Source organism: Bacillus sp. RIT 809, assembly GCF_016892495.1.
Classification (GTDB): domain Bacteria; phylum Bacillota; class Bacilli; order Bacillales; family Bacillaceae_G; genus Bacillus_A; species Bacillus_A cereus_U.
In genome coordinates this window covers 131,321-152,097 of record NZ_JAFEMR010000001.1, presented here as the reverse complement: position 1 = coordinate 152,097, position 20,777 = coordinate 131,321, and the positions used below count along the sequence as shown (strand labels likewise).

Here is a 20,777-nt window from a genome sequence, read left to right as displayed (position 1 = left end):
TTTTCGTTAAGAACTAGTAACGAGTAACGCATGCGGATGCTGCGTTTTATATTCACCTTTCCAAGGAATATGTAGTTGTTCCCACGATTCGCCGCTATCATTGGATTGAAACATGCCATTGTTATTTAAAGTGTAAAATGTGTGAGGTTCTGCCGGATTTGTCGCAAACATCGAAATGACTGTACCAATTGCAGAAGGTAGTCCTTGCTGTACTTGCTCGAAAGGAGTATCTTTCGTTTTTCGATAAATATAAGATTCATAAGGAATACGGTGATGAGCGAGATCAGCACTCGGTGCGGCAGAAACGAGAATTGTATTACAATCAGCTGGATCGATAGCCATGCTGTATAAATAATAATGTTCAAGTCCTTCACTACATGAGATCCAGCTGTTTCCACTGTTATAACTTTCAAGATAGGCACGATCAGGTCCGCCCATAAACCCATCACCACATGATGCATAAAGGCGATTTGGGGCTTCAGGGTGCATGAGTAATTGATGAGCATCGATAGGGGCACCGAATTTTTTATCAATCCATGTATGCCCTTTATCGTTACTTTGAATAACAGCACCAGCTTCGATTGAAACGTGGATTGTATTTGGATTGTTTGGATCAATTGTAATCCAGCGTACGTGATGGGTAAAAGGTCTAGGCGGGAAAGCCCACGTATAAGAAGATAATAATGATTTCATATTTTTAAGTTCAGTCCACGTTTCACCACCATTTTCTGAACGGAATAAAGCACTAGGTTCTGTTCCTACATAAACGACGCCATATCCGTTAACTTGTTCATTAGGGCTTATCGTAATGGAAGTGATCGAAGAGTGTAAAATCCCATCTTCTTTCGGGAAATCAAAGTAACGATATGAATCTCCAATTGGTTTCCACGAATCTCCGCCATCGTCACTTAGCCATAAACCTCGTCCAAATGTGCCGCAATATACACGATTCTTTTGGAATGGATCAACTGCGATACAAGTAGGTTGCATATTTTGTAAGTGATATGCGGTTTCATAGTTACCATATCGTTCTTTTACAACAATAAGTTCACGTTCCATACAGAGAAATAGTCGTTTCAATTCAATAACCCCCTTCAAATTTCTTTCATTAGTAAACAATATGAAGCTGAAAAAGAAGTAGTCTTATTTTTTGTTGAGAAAAAGGACTTGTTTGAAAAAAAGCGAAGTGTGTATACAGAGGAAGCGGGATAAAGTGAAACTTTAATCAGTGGGGTATTGTTCATCTTCTACAGATTAGTAGCATTCACTATCGGGCGTTAATGGGGGATAAAGATAGGGAATGTGTTTCATACTAACATACAGAAATTGCACTTAAAGGAGCATTTGTATGGGACACTCACATGATCACGGTCATTCAAAAAATAAAAAAGCGTTATTAATTGCCTTCTTATTAACAACAAGCTTTATGATTGCTGAAGTTATTGGGGGATTTGTAACAAATAGCTTAGCACTATTATCTGACGCGGGGCATATGTTAAGTGATGCAGTATCTCTCGCTTTAAGCTTACTTGCCTTCAAGCTTGGAGAGAAAACGGCAACGGCTGCAAAAACATACGGGTATAAGCGTGTCGAAATGTTAGCGGCATTATGTAACGGTGTCGTTCTTATTGTTATTTCGATATATATTTTTATTGAAGCAATTCGTCGTTTTAAAGAGCCAGTGGAGATTGCTAGTAATGGGATGCTCATTATTGCTGTACTTGGTTTGCTTATTAATATTGTATCAGCTTGGATATTAATGAGAGGCGGAGATGTGAAAGGGAATTTGAATTTAAGAAGTGCTTTCTTACACGTACTAGGCGATTTATTAGGTTCAGTCGGAGCAATTATTGCTGCGTTGCTTATTAAATTTTTTGATTGGAATGCCGCAGATGCGGTTGCTAGTATTCTTGTGTCTATTTTAGTCATTATAAGTGGATGGCGTGTAACACGTGATACAGTTCATATACTAATGGAAGGCGCACCACAGCATATAGATGCTGAAGAGGTGAAAAATACATTATTAAATATTACTATTGTAAAAGAAGTTCATGATTTACATATATGGTCTGTAACATCAGATTTTCAAGTATTAACTTGCCATCTTATTATTAAAGGTAATGAAACGCAAAGTGTATTGAAAGAAGCAACGGATGTATTAAAGGAAAAATTTCATGTAGAACATGTCACCATTCAAGTTGAAATAGAAGGTGAATTTAACCATAGTGAGACAACTTGCAAAGTATGAAAGAAAAAGGATTATAAAAAGTGTCATAACATTTTTCGCACAGCATACATATATATAATGTGGCCACAAATACTTTGTAAGGTAAATATTTCATAAGATTACTTTACTTATTAAGAATCATCTTTTATAATCAAAAGTGGTAATTGATAAAGATTATCATTTTCAATGATCGTAGAAAGGAGTTTTTTAAAAGATGAGTAGTCAACTCCGTTTTGCTGTTGAAAATCGTAAGAGGCATTTAATTGATGAGTTAATTGGAGCAGGTGTGTTTAAGATTCGCGAACGACAATTATACGAGCTGTCTTTAGAGGAATTGGAAAAAGAGTATGAAGATAGGGAAGATTACGCAGATATTCAGGCATAGCATATAGATTATGAAAGAAGGCGCTGGTTACACTTTTGTGTAACCAGCTTTATTATTTTATAGAAATTATTTTTTGTATTTCTTTCATGGGACGGAGCTAGTTTTGAGACATTATTTGTTCCATTCGTTTTTCATTTTGCTTTTGGAGTGCTTACTTTCCAATAATTGAGTGACGACCAGCCATCGTCTCATAAATGATAGATATGTCTTCTACTTTAATAGGAGCAATTTTCGTTTTTTGCCAGGTACCATTTCCACTAGACTAGAAAGCTCTAAAATTTGTAAAGCCTCTCTAACTGGCGTTCTGCTTACTCCAAGTGCTTCTGCCAATTCCCTATCATTAATTTTTTCATCAGGCTGTAATACACCTTCTATAATCCAATCTTGTATAAGTATTATTTGATATTTGATAACACCTAAAAGTGTGTTTATGGTCAGGTTTCCACATATTAATAAGATATGGGGGACAAATGGGCTCATGCGAGATAGGTATCTGTGAATACAATGCCTAGAAAGAGGTATGAGGAAAACGCTTTTCAAAATGTTTATGGGGGTAAACGATGAAAAAAATGAGATGGATGATTCTATTGGTAATGATGATGGCGAATAAAAAAGAAAAGATCGTGCTCACGAAATAACAAGCAATCTTTCAGTTGAGATATTCGTTATTTCAATGATATGAGATGAACGGTGATAGGGTTTCAAGAAATTTTGTTTGTATCATTTTGATAGAACCTATTCACTTGAAAAAGTTGGTTGAACGTAGTTTTGGTTTATGTGATTAGTGTATATAGAGGAGGAAAAGAATGAAACGTTATATAGGGATTTCACTTCTAACGATTGCGACGGTTTTTGGAATGGCAGCTTGTGGAAGTCAAGAAAAAGAGAAAGTCATGAAAGAATCGAAGCAGGAAGAAACGAAAAAAACAGATGGAGTAAAAGAACAAAGTGAGAAAGTAAAAGAAGTGAAACCAAACGTTACATATGCAAAAGCTCCATTAGAAATCCAAAAACAAGAACAACTTTTATATGAAAATGAAAGTGGAGCGATTCGGTATTTAGGGTATGCAAAAGATAAAGCAACAGGGTATACACTATTAGCATTACGATATGAAGGGGAAATGGCTCATTTAGATGAGGATAATATGGCAGTTACTGTTATTGCCGAAGATAGTACAAGTGATGTATTTGTAGATAGAATGAAAATAGAAACACGTGTTACTGAAGAAGGAGAAGTGCATTTATATAAACTGGATAAGGATTTTAGTGGTAAAAAGCTTGTTCGTATGGATGCGGTATTCGAAAGAAAAGCAGATGGTCGTTATGAGGAAAAAGATAAAAAAACAATCCAATTAAAACCATCAAGTGGAACATTGGACATTCCAGGTATTGAAGCAATTGATACACCATCATATAGTGGTCTATCCATGAAAAAAGAAGGGAAAGACATGGATGTGGAAGTAAAAGCAATTGAATTGTCGCCAAATTATAAAGAGATAAAAATTGCAGGTATTTTAGATTTGAAAAAAGATATACAAGACCGCCCTGAAATTTCTTTCTATCAGCCTGTTACACGTTATGTAAGTTCAACAAAGGTAGGGATTAAATCTGAAACAAGTTCTTTATTTGCGGGAACAAAAATCCCATTTGAATCTACAATTAGTTTGAAAGAGACAATGGGTAAAAAAGATGGTGTCATTTATTTCTCTGTTGAAAGCACACTGTATGCCTTTAATTTAGCAACAGGAAAAGAATTGGATGAAGTATCATTGACTGGATTCCCCGCGATAGAAACAAATCGGAGTAATAAATCCCCTTCTATTTATGGATTTAAAGATGTGAGTGGAAAATCGCATTATGATGCTGTGAAAGTAGTTGGTGCCGATTTTGATTTAGGAAGTGATACAAATAGATATGGAATTTATCAATATCAAATTGCGAGTGATTTCAAAACTGTAACATTCAATATGGGGGCTGGAGAGGGACAAAGTGTTCATACAGGTGATTATATTGTTCGTGTATATGGGGACGATTATAAAGTGGATAAGGTAACGAAACAAATTGTAGGAACACCAATTTTCGAAAAGAAAATCAACAAAAATAGTCCGATGGAACCAGTTGCAGTAGATGTAGAAGGAATAAAAGTTCTTACCATTCATTATGATACGAATGTAAAAAGGCCCCAAGGGGAAAGTTCCTATATTCCAATGATTATTTCTGATGTGACCTTGAAAAAATAAAGTTCATCGGATTGAATATTCCTATGTAACAAACTATGTAAATGAAAAAATGTTGAAATTATATGGAATTGGAATGTGATTTCCAAAAGGTTATAGTGATAAGTTTGCAGAAATACTTAAAAATAAAGAAGAAATACAAAATATGTATAGATAATAGTGGAGTACGCATCATGGTAATGATGTGTGCTTTTTTTATGGGGAAATATAGCACTTCTTATAAGGGGAGGATCATAATAAAAAGTTTTGTTAAGACAAATATTAAAAAAGTTATTATTAGGAGATTTTTACTTGCTACAAATAGCGTGATAAATAAAATACAACATTTTTTATATTTTTCATTGCGAAAAGCGCAATCTACTTTTACAATAGAAAGGGTTGTGAATATATTATACTGGAAAAATAAATCGAAATAATATGAAAATTTTGTTTTGTCTTCGCTAATTGTATACTACATACACGTAAGACTACATACATCATGTTATCGACTTGTAAGGAGAGAAAAAAATGAAAAGTGTAAGATTACCCTCGATGCTAGAAATCATCATTCTTTTATTCCTATTTCTTGCTGTCGTCTTTTCCTTCCAAACGTTTTTTAATCTCCCAATTCAATTAGCGCTATTTATTTCATGGTTTTTAGTTATTGCGCTTGGATTAAGGTTAGGATTTCGTTATCAAGAATTGCAAGATGCAATTACGAAAGGGATTTCTAATGGATTAGAAGCAATTCTTATTTTAGTTGCAGTTGGAGCTTTAATTGGAACATGGATTGCTGGTGGGGTTGTACCTACATTAATTTATTATGGATTAGAATTCATTCACCCTAGCATATTCTTATTGGCAACTTTAATTATTTGTTCAATAACTTCTATCGCGACAGGAACATCATGGGGAACAGTTGGAACAGCTGGTATTGCTATGATGGCGATTGGGGAAGGGCTTGGATTACCACTTCCGCTTGTTGCAGGTGCAGTTCTTTCAGGAGCGTATTTTGGAGACAAATTATCACCACTTTCTGATAGCACAGTTCTTGCAGCTTCTATGGCAAAAGTAGATGTTATTGCTCACGTTCGAGCTATGCTCGTATTAGACGTTCCAGCTTTTATTATTACCAGCATTATGTTTACTGTTGCTGGATGGATGTATGGCGGGGATAATGTAGATTTAAATAGAGTAGAGTTTTTAAAAGAAGCTTTATTAAAGCAATTTGATATTAAAATATGGATGCTTGTTCCGGCTGTAATCGTTATTGTGCTATTGGCGCTGAAGAAACCTTCTATGCCAACAATTGCTATGGGAGCTTTAATTGGTGCAATTTGGGCAACTCTTTTCCAAGGGATGCACTTTGGAGAGGCAATTGGAACAGCATATAACGGATTCTCAATTCAATCTGGTGTCGAGTTTGTTGATAAGTTATTAAACCGTGGTGGAATTAACGGTATGCTTAGTTCAGTAGCCGTTATTATTTTCGGCTTAGGTTTTGGTGGACTACTTGAAAAGCTAGGTGTTCTAAAAGTAATCGTATCAAAATTTGAGAAGAAATTAAATTCTGCAGGTAATGTAACATTGTCTACATTAATCGTGGCATTCTTAGCTAATATATTTGGTTGTGCGATGTATGTATCACTTATTTTAACACCGAAAATTATGGAAGATAGCTATGATAAATTAAAAATAGACCGCCGTGTATTAGCGCGTAACTCAGAAGTAGGTGGAACGTTAACTTCTGGTATGGTTCCGTGGTCGGATAATGGTATTTTTATGGCTGGTATTTTAGGTGTAGCAACGTTCTCATACGTTCCGTTTATGTGGTTAAGCTTCGTTTCATTAATTTTGGCGGTTATTTACGGATATACAGGGAAATTTATTTGGTATGTAGATGACGTTGAAAAAGGGAAGCAAGCATCATAAAAAAATACCTTCTGCCACCGCAGAAGGTATTTTTTTTATACATACGAGTGAGAATTCTTATCATTTGTATGGAAGTCTGTTAAAATGAGAAATGTAGGTATTTTATTTTCAAGGGGATGAAAAAATGGAGTACAGAATTGAAAGAGATACATTAGGAGAAATGAAAGTTCCAGCTGATAAATTATGGGCAGCACAAACACAGCGTAGTAAGGAAAATTTTCCGATTGGAACAGAGCATATGCCGCTTGAAATTGTAAAAGCATTTGCGATTTTAAAGAAGAGTGCAGCGATTAGCAATCAAAAATTAGGGAAGTTATCAGAAGAAAAAGCACAAGCAATTGCGGAAGCTGCTGATGAAGTTATCGCAGAAAAATGGAATGAACATTTTCCACTTGTCGTATGGCAAACAGGTAGTGGTACACAATCGAATATGAATGTAAATGAAGTAATTGCAAACCGCGGTAATCAAATTTTGAAAGAAAAGGGATCTGACGTACATATTCATCCGAATGATGATGTGAACATGTCTCAAAGTTCAAATGATACGTTCCCAACAGCACTTCATGTAGCGTGTGTAATTGCGGTAGAAAATCATGTATTACCAGCTATTACGAAATTAAAAGAAACATTAGCAGAAAAAGTAACTGCATTTGAACATATTATTAAAATCGGTCGTACGCATTTACAAGATGCAACCCCTTTAACGTTAGGGCAAGAAATTAGCGGATGGCACCGTATGCTTGAAAAAACAGAGCGTATGATTGCAGATAGCAATACATATATGAAAGAATTAGCAATTGGTGGTACTGCGGTTGGAACTGGAATTAATGCGCACCCTAAATTTGGTGAGATGGTAGCAGAAGAAATTAGTCTGTTTACAGGTAAACAATTTGTTTCTGCACCAAATAAATTCCATGCGTTAACGAGCCATGATGAAGTTGTATTTGCACACGGAGCATTAAAAGCATTAGCTGCTGATTTAATGAAGATAGCTAACGATGTGCGCTGGCTTGCAAGTGGTCCACGAAGTGGTCTTGGGGAAATTATTATTCCTGCAAATGAACCAGGAAGCTCTATTATGCCAGGGAAAGTAAATCCAACGCAAAGCGAAGCGCTAACAATGGTTGTAGCACAAGTTATGGGGAATGACACAACAATTGGATTTGCTGCGAGCCAAGGTAATTTTGAGCTAAACGTATTCAAACCCGTTATTGCTTACAACTTCCTGCAATCTGCTCACTTATTAGCTGATGCAACAGTTTCATTTAATGATAAATGTGCAGTTGGTATTGAAGCAGATGAAGAAGTAATTAATGAAAATGTAAATCGTTCATTAATGCTTGTAACAGCACTAAACCCACATATCGGGTATGAAAATGCCGCGAAAATTGCGAAGCATGCCCATAAAGATGGATTAACTTTAAAAGAAGCAGCACTGCAATCGGGATTACTAACAGAAGAGCAATTTGATGAAATTGTAGACCCGAAAAAAATGATCGCTCCGAAAGAATAATAGAAGAGGCCAAGGTTCTTAATTTAGAATCTTGGCTTTTTTATCCCGCATTAACGGGCAGTAAAACCTCCACCTCAAAATTCGGCTGGAGCAAAGAAGTTAGGTGGGAGATCAACTGCCCGTAAACGCCCGATTGGTTCAACTAATAATCAGTGGGGGATGAACAAAACCCCCACTGATTAAAGTTTCACTTTATCGCATATTAATTTTTAATTCCTTGTGGAAAAGTAAATACGCATAAAGGGTCATATTTTTTACTAATTTTTCTTAATTTGTTCGCGTGTGTTCCGTAATAAGCGTCCATATAATCTTTCAAATCGCTGTATGGGAAATTGACGAATGAGCCTTCTGTTATGGATTCTATATAGTCAAATCGTTTTTCTAACCATTGGGAGTTATCCTTTTTAAAGATTGGATCTTCCCATATAGATTGAATGCCGATAATATAATGTGCATCACGGTAATAAAAAGCGGTCGCATCTTGATCTACATCCTGAACTTTTCCTCCAAGTGGATAGAGGCTTAAAGCTGCAAAAATACTGCCGGAAGCTCTATCTTCAATAAGACTAATAATTTTTTCGATTTCTTCCTCGTTATATTGTTTATGAACGAACCGGCCTGTAGATTTAAATTGTTCATACGGTGGATATGAAGATTGTACAATGTCCATTGCTTCAAGAAAGCTGATATATTGTAAATTCACCTTCACCCCGTTTATATTGACTAAATCTTGTAAAATGAATGCTGCATCTTCAGGGGTACCATAATATAAACCTCGTCCATATATTGCAAGTCCTTCCGCAGCAGAGTTGTATATGCTCGCACCAATTGTCATTTTACTATTTAAATTTACTAGCCAGCTTTGCCATGTGTGAAGAAATTCCTTTTGGATGTCTACTGAAGCGTTAGGCCAATATAGTTCAACGAAAGTAACTTTATCAACTATTGGAGGGAGCTTAAAAGTTAACGAAACAACGATGCCAAAATTTCCGCCACCTGCCCCGCGACAAGCCCAAAATAAGTCTTTATGGTAAGTTTCATTAGCTGTAATTACTTTACCTTTATAGTCGATTAATTCTAACTCTATTAAATTGTCACAACCAAGGCCGAAATACCTACTAGAATAGCCCCAACCTCCGCCTAAAGTGTATCCACTTACTCCAACAGTTGGACAAGTTCCGCCTGGAAATGGATAACCTTTTGAAGAGATAAGGTCATAGATTTGTTTATTTTGAACACCACCTTGAATGACTAATGTATTTTTATGTTCATTAAGCTGCATACAGTTCATTTTACTTATATCAATTACGAGGACGTTGTTTCCGGCAGAATATCCTTCATAATGGTGTCCACCAGAACGAATGCGAATAGAAATTTCATTTTTTCTCGCCCAAATAATCGCATTACTAACATCCCATTTCGTAAAACAATAAATGATAGCTAAAGGAAACTTTTGAATAGCTCGATTCCATTCTTGTCTAGCTTCTTCATACTCACAATCATATCTTGTAATAATTTCACCTGTTAATCCTTCATAACTTAACTCATACATAATAAGCACCTTTCATTCATTTTGTGTAGAAATTTACTTTTTTAGAAATAGTGTATGTTCGTATCGTTTGTTTGTGATGGAGGGGTAGTATCTTTATGTAATAAAAAATAGACTAACTATTGGGTAGTTAGCCTGAGGGGAGAATAAATATGTAAACGGCGGTTTTGCTTGGGGAGGATATTCAATTCTTATATAGTTATCCTAATAGAAAAGAACTGTCTCAAACAAAACTATTCATTTGAGGTGCTATTGATTATTTTCACATTTGGCCAGTTTTCTTTTAAGAGTGAAATGAATTTCTCCTCTTCTTGTGGTACGAAAGATGTTACTGAGTCGAATAAATTATAATGAATTTCTATTTGCTGTCTTGTCCAATTTTCTGAACGAAGCTTTTTACCAGAGTATTTAATGTGGCGTATATCTTCAAATGGAATTTCAGTACGGAGTATGAAACCATGTTTAACAACAAGGGCAGATTCCGTTATTTTGTAATGAGAAAAATAGAAAGAAGAGAGATTCACGATATTTAAGAGCATCATGAGAGTGAAAAAAATGGAATTCTCATTTTGAAAGAATAGGGAAATGAAAAAAACAACTAAAAACAATGAGATTAAAAGGATATGAAATGGATTTTTTTTCGCTTTAAATTTCAAGTGAATCACCTCGGTATACCAGTTATTAAAATAATTAAATCACAATATTGTAATGAAACGTAAAAATATGCAACATTACATATTTTTACGTTTCATTATTCGTGTAAACTTTTTTTGATGGGGTAAATTTAAATGAAGTTTTACAAAAGTGGAGTTGCATACAATGATTTGCAGAAAAAGCATTAAAGTAATAGTCATAATTTGTTCTATGATGATGATTAGTGGTTGTTCAAATAGATTCGTTGAGGATGGAAATCGAAAACATGTATTTGTACAAGCAAGTAAAGTTTTAGTAGAGGTTGTTTATAAAATATATAAAAGGTAAAAGGTGTTTCCATATACGGAAACACCTTTTTGGTAGTTAAAATTGAATGCTGGAAGGGTCTTGAATAGTAGTCATGTTTTGTTTCACATCCCATAATAATTAGTTTGTTAAAATACATTCGTTTTTCGGTGTGATAAGTCCTATTTATCATAGTTAGATAAACATTTTTATAAAAGTTTGTAAAATAGGTAAACGAAACATTGAAACGTTTACTTTTTATATGTTAAGATGATGAAGTGATAATAAACGTTATTGTAATTTGTTTGTTTTTAAATAAACATTTTGAAGGAGTGTTTAGTATGAGTGATATATCAGAGAAGTTTTGGGATGCGTCGGTAGAGGAATTGAAGAAAGGGTATGTATTTGACGAGGTAGCAGAGGAGTATATTTGTTTAGCTTGTGGAGAAACGTTTATTAAAGGGGTTATTTATCAAGAAAATCAAGTTTTGTATGAAGCAGAGAAGTTTGTACAGTTGCATATTCAAAATGAGCATACGTCTATGTTTGAATATTTATTAAATCTTGATAAGAAGTTTACAGGTTTAACTGATTTGCAAAAGAAAATGGTTCAGTTTTTCCATATGGGACTTAACGATAAAGAGATTGTAAAAGAAATGGACGGCGGGAGCACGTCGACGATTCGCAATCATCGATTTACATTGCGCGAGAAAATGAAGCAAGCGAAAGTATTTTTAGCGTTAATGGAATTGTCAGAAGAAAAATCAAAAGTTCAAACTAAATTTGTACCGATTCATAGAACAGCTACGATGGTGGATGATAGATACAATATTACAGAGGAAGAAAATGCTGAAGTTTTAACAGTGCATTTTACAGAAGGTTTGGATGGACCGCTTTCTAAATTTCCGAAAAAGCAAAAGCGTAAATTGATTATATTACGTCATTTAGTGAAGAAATTCGATAGTAATAAAAAGTATACTGAAAAAGAAGTGAATACAGTTTTAGAAAATATATATCCGGATTTTGTAACTTTGAGAAGATATTTAATCGAATATGGTTTTTTAGATAGAACAGCTGATGGAAGCCAATATTGGGTGAAGTTATAAGAATGAAGAGAAGAAAATGAATAGATGCACATAATAAAAACAACTATACAAAGAGATAGAGGATTACAGATACGAAAAATATGTTAAAGTTCTATGATGGATTTGAAAATAGTGAGTGGAAGAGGCAATTACTTTAACGAGCAAACAGTATAGAAATGGTTGGAGTAATTACAACTATTTGAGCACGGATTTAACTGTGCAGATTTTAAATAAAAGGAGAAATGAAATTTGAAACCACCTACAGATAACAATAAAGAAGGTGTAGAGTCACAGAAGTCAGAAACAGAACATAAGCCGATATGGAAATCGATGTCCATGTTTTTAGTGCCGTTACTTTTAAGTAATGTATTACAATCAGTTGGACAGTTATTTGGAATGGTAGTAGTAGGAAGATGGCTTGGCGTAAATGATCTAGCAGCTATATCGGCATTTTTCCCGTTGTTTTTCCTACTCGTTTCATTTGTAATTGGAATTGGTTCTGGTAGTTCAATTTTAATTGGTCAGGCATTTGGTGCTAAAAATGAGGAGCGCTTAAAAGCTATCGTTGGTACGACGCTTACGTTTACTTTTATTATCGGAGTCGTGTTGGCGATAATAGGTAGTATTTTTGCGATGGATATTATGCGTCTTATGGGAACGCCAGAAAATATTATTGAAATAAGTGTGCATTACGCAAGAATTTTATTTATATCTATGCCAGTGTTATTCTTATATTTTGCATATACAACATTTATGAGAGGTACAGGAGATTCAAAAACGCCATTTTACTTTTTAATCGTAAGTACAGCGCTAAATATGATTTTATTACCAATTCTTATTTTTGGCTGGTTAGGAGCTCCGAAATTAGATGTTTACGGAGCAGCCTATGCTTCAGTTATATCTACAGTTATTACGTTTATTGTCATGCTATTGTATTTAAAGAAGAAAAATCATCCACTGCAATTAGACGCTACAGTCAGAAAATATCTTCGTATGGACTGGGAGTTATTAAAGTTATTATTACGACTTGGTATTCCAGCGAGTATTAATATGATATTAGTTTCATTATCAGAAATTGCGGTAATCGCATTTGTGAATCGCTATGGATCAGATGCAACAGCGGCGTATGGTGTTGTGAACCAAGTTGCAAGTTATGTACAAATGCCAGCAGTTAGCCTCGGCATTACCGTATCAATTTTTGCAGCGCAATCAATTGGTGCAAACCAATTTGATCGATTACAGAAAGTTGTTAAGGCCGGAATTATCATGAATTATATCATTGGTGGTGTATTAATATCGCTTATTTACTTATTCTCAAGAGATATTTTAGCACTATTTTTGACAAGTCAAACTACAATTGAAATTGCTCATAGCTTAGTTATGATTACTTTATGGAGTTACTTAATTTTCGGTCATGCACAAATTATTAGTGCGACAATGCGAGCAAGTGGTACAGTACTTTGGCCAACTGTGATTGGTGTTGTATCAATCTGGCTTGTTGAAGTACCTGTAGCGTATTATCTTTCTTATCATACGAGCCTTGGTATAGAAGGAATATGGGTTGGATATCCAGCGGCATTCATCGTCAGCTTAATATTACAGTATGCATATTATAAGCTTTCATGGCAGAAGAAACGAATTACAAGATTAGTGAGTTAAAAGATAAAAATGTCCCTAAGCCTATATACTTAGGGACATTTTTTGTTAATGAATGCTTATAAATAACTTTTTAAAGTTATGTCAAAATGTTGTCTAATGAGTTTTCCATTATCCATATAAAACTCCCAAGCTGTATCTGGCTCACCGATAATTTCAAATGAACCTTCTGTAATATATAAAGCGCAATTATCTTCTAATGCAATGCCTTCTATATTACCTTGGTGAGTTTGTAAAAATGTGTGGAAGGCATTCATTCTATTTAATTGATTGTAATGGGGGCAAAATCTTTTGTTAACAATACTCCAGCCACTGCTTTCTATATAACCAGAACCTTCATAATCTGAACGAATGCTAGATGTGAACCAGCACATCGCACCGGCACTATATCCTGCAATAAGTGTTCCACGTTTTAAAGCAAATAGTAACTTTTCATCTAGTTTATGTTCTTTCCATTGTTCAAGCATATGAACGTAATTCCCACCGCCAAGATAAATTAAATCGGCAGAATGAATCATCTCATCTATTTCATATTTAGTAGGTGTTTCGGTTATAAAGCGTAAAATTTGAACCTCACAATGTAATCGCTTTTCAAACGTTTCTAAAAATAACTTTATATATCCTTCATCATCACGACTAGCTGTTGGAATGAATAATACTTTTGGGTATTGTTTATTTGTTAATTCTATAAGTCGTTCATTAATATGCAAGTGATTTGGATCTTGTAAATCACCGCCACCAATGACAGCTAATTTCATAGTAAAGCACCACCTAATAATATTTGTTATGTAAAAATTCGATAGCGGTGAGTTACATTCCTTCTGTGATTTAATGAATAAGGGTAAATAAAGTGAACAATATATTGAAATAGCATAAGGAGTCGATAGCTGTGATAGAAAGGAATTAGAAGCAGTTTATCCCGCTATTTGCGGGCAGTAAGACTCCTGCCTCAAAATTCGGCTGGAGCAAAGCAGTTAGGTGGAAGCCCTGCTGCCCGTAAACGCCCGATTGGTGTGGGCTAATAATCAGTGGGGGATGAACAAAACCCCCACTGATTAAAGTTTCATTTTATTGATATATAATACTGGATAATATTGTTTCAAAGTATGGAAACAATATGTTTAAATGAATATAACGACGTACTAATTAATATTGAAAGAGTGTTTATATTTAAAAAGTACGGGGAATACCAGAGGTTTTACAAAAGTAGTTTTTACTTTTAATGGGAAATTACTTCATAATATGGTAAAATTATATTAATATATTTATTAGCGTAGAATGAAAAGAGGGAGCGTGAAAGAGTGGATTTTCGATTTGAGTTTGCAGCGAAGGTGAAAGAATATTTAGATGATGAAAAAGATGAAAAAATAATAAAAGATGGACACAGAGATATAATTTTTAAATATTTATATCCGTTAGAGAGTGAAATTGGCATTTTTAAAAACCCTAACTTTACTTTTTTTGCATCAGGAAGACGTTCACATATAGTATTAGAAAATATTGAATTTAAAACAGAAGTAAACGTAGAAAGTAATATAATTGAAATTACAAAAATAGTGGATAATGTGGTAATTCCATTAGATACTGTCGTAGCAAAAGATCGGGAATTATTTGCACTCGGGCGTAATGAGAAATTTAGTGCGCAAATATTAGAATATTATCTCTATGATACATTTGGAGAGAAGTTAGGCTTACAATGAATCGAACGCGGTACAGATAACTAATTAGTGGAGATGAGGATCCATTTAAGTATCAGTTAATATCATTCATGTTTGACCTTCTATATATTTTATACTACAATCTGTAGTGTGAAAGGGGCCATACGATGTTTACTCAAAACTACAAGTTAAATGAGCAAGGGTTAAATCACTTTTTCGGACCGCTTGAAGCGAAAATAATGGAAATTATTTGGGCTACTGAGGGTATTACCATTAAAGATGTGCAACAGAAATTAAGTGAAGAATCCCTGGTGAATTTTAATACTGTAATGACAGTTATGAACAGATTAGTAGAGAAAGCACATTTAGAAAAGCATATCGTGAAAAGAAGTGGTATGTATCGTACTACACAAACGAAAGAAGCATTTTTATCTAATCAAACGAAGAAAATGACACAGGAATTAATGGGTGAATTTGGAGATCTTGTTGTGAACCATATGATAGATGAGTTAGAACAAGCTGATCCATCTTTAATAAAAAAATTAGAAGAGAAATTAAGTCAGCTAAAAAAAGAGGACAGATAAAATGAAGTGGCAAATGCGTAAAATCATTTTGTTAGCAGTGACTATTAGTGTTCTTTTTTTTAGTATGTTAGTATACTACGTCACATACCCATTTCTTTTTCAAAATAAAGCATTTTTTCTTTCACAGTTTTGTTTATTTGAATTGCAAAAACATATGAGGGAATTATCAACACTCCGCATTATGATAGCCGGATTACTGTTGTTTACTGTAATCATTATAAGTAAAAGAATTTGGAAGCAGTTTTTTTATAGTAAAAAATTGAAAAGAGATCTCGTGTCTATTACTAGAAAAGGAAAGCAAGTGTACGTATTATCAACGTTACAGATTACGGCATTTACAATTGGATTATTTCGACCGAAAATTGTCATTTCAGAAGGAATATTTCAGGCGTTTTCAGAGGGAGAAATTGATGCGATTGTATTACATGAGGAATATCATCAAAAAAATCGAGATCCATTAAAGTTATTTTTCTTTACATTGTTAGCTGAAGGAATGATGTACATTCCTATATTAAAAGGAATGCTGCAGCGTTATCATGTGTATCAGGAGCTATCAGCTGATAAATATGCGATGCAAAAAATGAAATCTTCATTTGAGCTAGGTAGTGCATTATTAAAGTTAATTAAAATAAAGACGATGGAAAATCAATGTATTACAGCTTCGTTTGCGAAAACTGCAATTAATTTACGAATTGAGCAAGTGTTGAATGAGAAAGTTATTAAGTTGAATATACCATTACATACGAATTCAGTATATGTAACGTTAGGGCTATTTTGTATGTCGATTGTACTTATTGTTGGAGAGTGCATATAGCCTCTTTTTTTTAATAGTTAACACTACGATTTGTAGTGTGTTTAGGAGGAATAAAATGAATGCGGCGGATTTAACAATTTGGCTAGTAGTAGGGGCTGGGATACTTTCATTTATATCACCATGTTCTTTACCGCTATATCCATCTTATTTATCATATATTACAGGCGTTTCTATTCAAGATTTAAAAGAAAATCGTGGAATTATGCAAAAGTCAGCGATTATACATACAGTATTTTTTATGATCGGTTTCTCGGTTATTTTTTATGCGTTAGGTTTATCAGTAAGCTGGATTGGGATCACTTTTTCATCTAATCAAAGGCTAATTCAGCAAATTGGTGGGATATTTATTATTTTGATGGGGCTATTTATGACTGGAGTGATTCAGCCTAAGTGGCTTATGGCAGAGAAAAAAGTACAATATAGAAGTAAATCGACAGGATATATTCGCTCAGTTTTGGTCGGCATGACATATGCAGCAGGATGGACACCGTGTGTTGGACCGATATTTTCTGCAGTGCTTATGCTCGGTGCGACCAATCCTGAAAGTGCGCTTCTGTATATTACAGCGTACACCCTTGGATTTGCAGTTCCGTTTTTCGTGATGGCATTTTTTATTGGAAAGATAAAATGGATTGTTACATATGCCAATGTCATGATGAAAATTGGCGGTGGAATGATGATACTAACAGGGGTTTTATTATATACAAATCAAATGACGAAAATTACAGCATTCTTTATTCGTATATTTGGTGGATTTACAGGATTTTAGAAATGAGGAGGAAGAAAAATGAAGAAACTAATTGCTATTATACTGGCCGGGGCACTAATTTGGGCAGGGGTTAATTTTTATAATACAAAGAAAGAAGAAAAAGAAAGAAAAGCGAAACAAGCGGAGTTACAAGAGAAAGAAGTATTGCCACAAGTGGGATTTAAAGCACCAAACATAACATTAAAAGGATTGGACGGGAAGCTGTATTCGTTAAATGATGCAAAGGGAAAACCATATGTTATTAATTTTTGGGCATCATGGTGTGGCCCATGTGAAATGGAGGCTCCTGACCTAGTTCGTTTGTATGATAAATATAAAAAGGATGTTGAAATCTTTGCGGTAAATGCAACAATCGGGGATCCAGTACAAGAAGCGAGCGCATTCGCAGATCGCCATGGATTTAAATTTCCTGTTCTATTAGATATGGACGGAGTAGCTGGAATAGATTATAAAGTATTTTCTTTACCAACGACATTTTTTGTTAATAAAGATGGAATTATTGTAGATCAGGCACGAGGTGTATTACCTCCAGATCAATTAGAAGAGAAGTTTAAGAAAATAATTGAGAATTAAGAGGGGATTTCATAGTGATGGAGTGGATGGTGAGGCTACAACCAGTTTCTCTTATAATAGGAAGTCTATTTGGATTTACTCTGATGAAACTAAGGATGAAAAAGCAAAATATTCAATATGAAAAAATGATGGATGCAGTAACGAATGGTTTTCTTATCATTGTATTAGTATGGAAATTCGCACCGGCAATTTTAAATCCAGTATGGGCCATTGGGGCGCCGGTGCAAGCATTATTAGCTGTAGGAAGTATTCAACATATTATAGTAGGTTTTATTATGGCTAGTATATACATTGTTTGGAAAAGTAAAAAAGAGCAATTTTCTCTTCGAATTTTACTTGATACATTACCCTTTGGATTGTGTGTAAGTATTATCTTTTATTTTCTATTCCATCAAGAAGTAGGTATACAAACGACACTCCCATGGGGGATGAAAATATATGAATCAAAATTTTCATATCATCCTATTTTCGTGTATGAGATTATACTCGCACTCTGTATAATTGGCTCGTTATGGATTAAAAATGAAAGATTAGGAAATGGAAAGAATATAAGTGTTTTTCTAATTTGCGAAGGAATTGCTCATATCATTATTTCGCTTATTAGTGAACAAAATTCAGTTCTATTTGGTCTTTCAATACAGCAAATACTCAGTTTTTTTGTTATTAGTTTAGGGATTTTGTTAGTACCAAAAAAATAAAAATAACCATGTACGGAGAGCATCCATGCATGGTTATTTTTTTATCATCACATGAATTAAAAAATTGGCGGAGTAACAGAGAATAAAACAATCGCATTTTTCTCGAATTGATTTACCCATTTATGTTTTAAATAAGCTGGTATTTTTACGCTATCACCAGTTTCTAATGTGTATTCTTCTTCATTTAAGTGCAATGTGATTTTCCCGTCTAATACAAATGCTAATTCTTCTCCTTTATGTTCTAGAACATTTTCTGATGAAGCAGTATTCGGTGGGATAGTCATAATTGCTGTTGCTAAATTTCCTGTGAAATCAGGTGACAACAATTCATATGATAAATTATCGATAATCATTTTTTTTCTTTTATTAGAGCGCACTATTAGATCGTCTGTATTATTTTCCTCAAGTAAAAAACTAAATGTTGGAACGTCAAGAGCTTTTGCGAGTACCTTTAATGTTTGAATGGAAGGGTTAGCAGAACCACGTTCAATTTGACTAAGCATTGATGGTGTGATTTCGGCCATCTTTGCTAGTTCTTTACTAGTTAATCCTTTTTCTTTTCTTTGTTTTTCAATTTTTTTACCGATATCTATATTTTCCATAATAAATGCTCCTTAATTATTATTAAATTATATTTAAATAAATTAAATTAAAATTAACTAAAACTGAATTTCATGTTAAACTATATTAAAATTAATTTAATTATAATTTATTATATGGCTAGCTACAAGAATATGAGGAGGAAGAGAAATGAAGGGGATAGAGGCATTAAAAGAGCGATACCCATTATTAAACAACCTTATTGCCACGGAAGAAGTATTTTGGATGAATCCGAATACAGAAAAGTATGAAACGGCTATAAAGGGTTCGCCGCTAAATGAAGAAAATGTAAAAGATGCGGAAGAGAGATTAAAGCGCTTCGCACCATATATTGCGAAAGTTTTTCCGGAAACACAAGAAACGGGCGGCATTATAGAATCTCCTTTAGTGAAAATACCTTCTATGAAACAGTCTTTAGAGAAAAATTACGGGCAGCCAATATTGGGAGAACTATTATTAAAATGTGATAGTCATCTTCCAATATCAGGTTCAATAAAAGCTAGGGGCGGCATTTATGAAGTGTTGAAACATGCTGAACAATTGGCACTTCAGCATGGAATGTTAACGGAGGAAGACGATTACTCCATTTTAGATAGCGATACATGTAGAGAGTTTTTTGCAACATATTCTATTGCAGTAGGTTCGACAGGAAACTTAGGACTGAGCATTGGGATTATGAGTGCAAAACTAGGATTTAATGTAACTGTTCATATGTCAGCAGATGCGAAACAATGGAAAAAAGATTTACTAAGAAGTAAAGGTGTAAATGTTATTGAATATGAAGCGGATTATAGTAAAGCAGTAGAAGAAGGAAGACTGCAAGCAGATGCAGATCCTAGCTGCTATTTTGTTGATGATGAAAACTCACATGATTTATTTTTAGGATACGCAGTAGCAGCGTCGCGTTTACAAAAACAATTAGAAGAGTTAGAGATTGCAGTAGATGAAGAACACCCTTTATTCGTTTATCTTCCGTGCGGAGTCGGCGGGGGACCTGGCGGAGTAGCATTCGGCTTAAAGTTATTGTATAAAGACAATGTGCATTGTTTCTTTGCTGAGCCTACGCACTCTCCGTGTATGCTACTCGGCTTAATGACTGGACTTCATGATAAAATTGCCGTTCAAGATATCGGGATTGATAATGTAACAGATGCGGATGGACTTGCGGTAGGAAGACCCTCTGGATTTGTCGGTAAAACGATGGAACCATTTTTGAGTGGAAATTACACAGTAAGTGATGAAGAGTTATATAGATTATTAAAAGAACTGGCTGATACTGAAAATGTTTATTTAGAGCCTTCTGCGTTAGCAGGTATGGTAGGGCCATTGAATGTATGTAAAGCTGAAAATGAGTATTTACAAAAATATAGGTTAACAGAAAAGGTGAAGAATGGTACTCATATTGTGTGGGGAACTGGCGGTAGTATGGTTCCAGAAGACGTGATGAGTGGTTATTATAAAAAAGGTTCGGAATTAACGAAAGCAGAGTAAGGAAGAATGAGGCGATTTAAAGCCTCATTTTTTCATGTACATAAAAATCTTTGTTATTTTCACATTAGTTCTTTATAGTATAGTTATA

20 protein-coding genes and 2 pseudogenes are annotated in these 20,777 nt (G+C 34.3%); 16 read left to right on the top strand and 6 right to left on the bottom strand.

All coding sequences use genetic code 11. The features are described 5' to 3' along the window. Positions 1 to 6 precede the first annotated feature (6 nt). Positions 7 to 1,080, bottom strand: a complete 1,074-nt coding sequence (locus tag JTF23_RS00695) for a WD40/YVTN/BNR-like repeat-containing protein (protein WP_204207883.1) — start codon at positions 1,078 to 1,080, stop codon at positions 7 to 9. Positions 1,081 to 1,348: 268 nt separating this feature from the next. Between JTF23_RS00695 and JTF23_RS00690 the strand changes: the two genes are divergently transcribed. Both JTF23_RS00690 and fbpA read left to right on the top strand, forming a co-directional pair. Further along, positions 1,349 to 2,248, top strand: coding sequence for a cation diffusion facilitator family transporter (locus tag JTF23_RS00690; protein ID WP_204207882.1), 900 nt, complete (start codon positions 1,349 to 1,351; stop codon positions 2,246 to 2,248). Between the two features lie 193 nt (positions 2,249 to 2,441). Then, positions 2,442 to 2,612: a Fur-regulated basic protein FbpA gene (fbpA, locus tag JTF23_RS00685; protein ID WP_204207881.1), complete on the top strand. Its 171-nt coding sequence runs from the start codon at positions 2,442 to 2,444 to the stop codon at positions 2,610 to 2,612. Between the two features lie 154 nt (positions 2,613 to 2,766). Here fbpA and JTF23_RS00680 read toward each other — a convergent pair. Beyond that, positions 2,767 to 3,002 (bottom strand): annotated as a pseudogene (locus tag JTF23_RS00680) (GntR family transcriptional regulator); the annotation flags it as partial. A 416-nt stretch (positions 3,003 to 3,418) separates the two neighbouring features. Between JTF23_RS00680 and JTF23_RS00675 the strand changes: the two are divergent. From JTF23_RS00675 to fumC, 4 genes and pseudogenes are all read left to right on the top strand, one after another. Further along, complete coding sequence (locus JTF23_RS00675; RefSeq protein WP_204207880.1) at positions 3,419 to 4,852, top strand: NPCBM/NEW2 domain-containing protein; 1,434 nt, start codon at positions 3,419 to 3,421, stop codon at positions 4,850 to 4,852. Between the two features lie 79 nt (positions 4,853 to 4,931). Then, positions 4,932 to 5,006: pseudogene (locus tag JTF23_RS00670) on the top strand (class I SAM-dependent methyltransferase); the annotation flags it as partial. A gap of 350 nt (positions 5,007 to 5,356) precedes the next feature. Further along, complete coding sequence (nhaC, locus tag JTF23_RS00665) at positions 5,357 to 6,760, top strand: Na+/H+ antiporter NhaC (RefSeq protein WP_204207879.1); 1,404 nt, start codon at positions 5,357 to 5,359, stop codon at positions 6,758 to 6,760. A gap of 124 nt (positions 6,761 to 6,884) precedes the next feature. Further along, entirely contained in the window at positions 6,885 to 8,273 is a 1,389-nt protein-coding gene (gene fumC, locus JTF23_RS00660; protein ID WP_002202490.1) for a class II fumarate hydratase, read from the top strand. A 202-nt stretch (positions 8,274 to 8,475) separates the two neighbouring features. On the opposite strand, the gene JTF23_RS00655 is transcribed toward fumC, so the two are convergent. Then, positions 8,476 to 9,825, bottom strand: a complete 1,350-nt coding sequence (locus JTF23_RS00655; protein WP_204207878.1) for an FAD-binding oxidoreductase — start codon at positions 9,823 to 9,825, stop codon at positions 8,476 to 8,478. 230 nt (positions 9,826 to 10,055) lie between these two features. After that, on the bottom strand, positions 10,056 to 10,478 hold the full coding sequence (locus JTF23_RS00650) for a PH domain-containing protein (protein WP_204207877.1): 423 nt from the start codon (positions 10,476 to 10,478) through the stop codon (positions 10,056 to 10,058). 163 nt (positions 10,479 to 10,641) lie between these two features. Between JTF23_RS00650 and JTF23_RS00645 the strand changes: the two genes are divergently transcribed. From JTF23_RS00645 to JTF23_RS00635, 3 genes are all read left to right on the top strand, one after another. Beyond that, on the top strand, positions 10,642 to 10,803 hold the full coding sequence (locus JTF23_RS00645) for a hypothetical protein (protein WP_204207876.1): 162 nt from the start codon (positions 10,642 to 10,644) through the stop codon (positions 10,801 to 10,803). Positions 10,804 to 11,102: 299 nt separating this feature from the next. Beyond that, positions 11,103 to 11,867, top strand: a complete 765-nt coding sequence (locus JTF23_RS00640; RefSeq protein WP_204207875.1) for a DUF2087 domain-containing protein — start codon at positions 11,103 to 11,105, stop codon at positions 11,865 to 11,867. 228 nt (positions 11,868 to 12,095) lie between these two features. Continuing rightward, positions 12,096 to 13,505, top strand: a complete 1,410-nt coding sequence (locus JTF23_RS00635) for an MATE family efflux transporter (protein WP_204207874.1) — start codon at positions 12,096 to 12,098, stop codon at positions 13,503 to 13,505. A 56-nt stretch (positions 13,506 to 13,561) separates the two neighbouring features. On the opposite strand, the gene JTF23_RS00630 is transcribed toward JTF23_RS00635, so the two are convergent. Continuing rightward, positions 13,562 to 14,260: a peptidase E gene (locus JTF23_RS00630; RefSeq protein WP_078173092.1), complete on the bottom strand. Its 699-nt coding sequence runs from the start codon at positions 14,258 to 14,260 to the stop codon at positions 13,562 to 13,564. A gap of 543 nt (positions 14,261 to 14,803) precedes the next feature. Here JTF23_RS00630 and JTF23_RS00625 point away from each other — a divergent pair. The 6 genes from JTF23_RS00625 to JTF23_RS00600 all read left to right on the top strand — a co-directional run bounded on the left by JTF23_RS00625 (position 14,804) and on the right by JTF23_RS00600 (position 18,598). After that, positions 14,804 to 15,202, top strand: coding sequence for a DUF3942 family protein (locus JTF23_RS00625; protein WP_204207873.1), 399 nt, complete (start codon positions 14,804 to 14,806; stop codon positions 15,200 to 15,202). Between the two features lie 125 nt (positions 15,203 to 15,327). Then, the gene (locus tag JTF23_RS00620) at positions 15,328 to 15,744 is read left to right on the top strand and encodes a BlaI/MecI/CopY family transcriptional regulator (protein WP_002158426.1); all 417 of its coding nucleotides are present in this window, start codon (positions 15,328 to 15,330) and stop codon (positions 15,742 to 15,744) included. A gap of 1 nt (position 15,745) precedes the next feature. Then, entirely contained in the window at positions 15,746 to 16,558 is an 813-nt protein-coding gene (locus JTF23_RS00615; RefSeq protein ID WP_204207872.1) for a M56 family metallopeptidase, read from the top strand. A 55-nt stretch (positions 16,559 to 16,613) separates the two neighbouring features. Continuing rightward, on the top strand, positions 16,614 to 17,327 hold the full coding sequence (gene ccdA / locus JTF23_RS00610) for a cytochrome c biogenesis CcdA family protein (protein WP_204207871.1): 714 nt from the start codon (positions 16,614 to 16,616) through the stop codon (positions 17,325 to 17,327). An 18-nt stretch (positions 17,328 to 17,345) separates the two neighbouring features. Further along, positions 17,346 to 17,900, top strand: coding sequence for a TlpA family protein disulfide reductase (locus tag JTF23_RS00605; RefSeq protein WP_088078266.1), 555 nt, complete (start codon positions 17,346 to 17,348; stop codon positions 17,898 to 17,900). Between the two features lie 14 nt (positions 17,901 to 17,914). Further along, positions 17,915 to 18,598, top strand: a complete 684-nt coding sequence (locus tag JTF23_RS00600) for a prolipoprotein diacylglyceryl transferase family protein (protein WP_131231641.1) — start codon at positions 17,915 to 17,917, stop codon at positions 18,596 to 18,598. A gap of 56 nt (positions 18,599 to 18,654) precedes the next feature. Here JTF23_RS00600 and JTF23_RS00595 read toward each other — a convergent pair whose 3' ends face one another. Beyond that, entirely contained in the window at positions 18,655 to 19,200 is a 546-nt protein-coding gene (locus JTF23_RS00595; protein WP_088078268.1) for a helix-turn-helix domain-containing protein, read from the bottom strand. Between the two features lie 148 nt (positions 19,201 to 19,348). Between JTF23_RS00595 and JTF23_RS00590 the strand changes: the two genes are divergently transcribed. Then, the gene (locus tag JTF23_RS00590; protein WP_204207870.1) at positions 19,349 to 20,689 is read left to right on the top strand and encodes a D-serine ammonia-lyase; all 1,341 of its coding nucleotides are present in this window, start codon (positions 19,349 to 19,351) and stop codon (positions 20,687 to 20,689) included. Positions 20,690 to 20,777 lie beyond the last annotated feature (88 nt).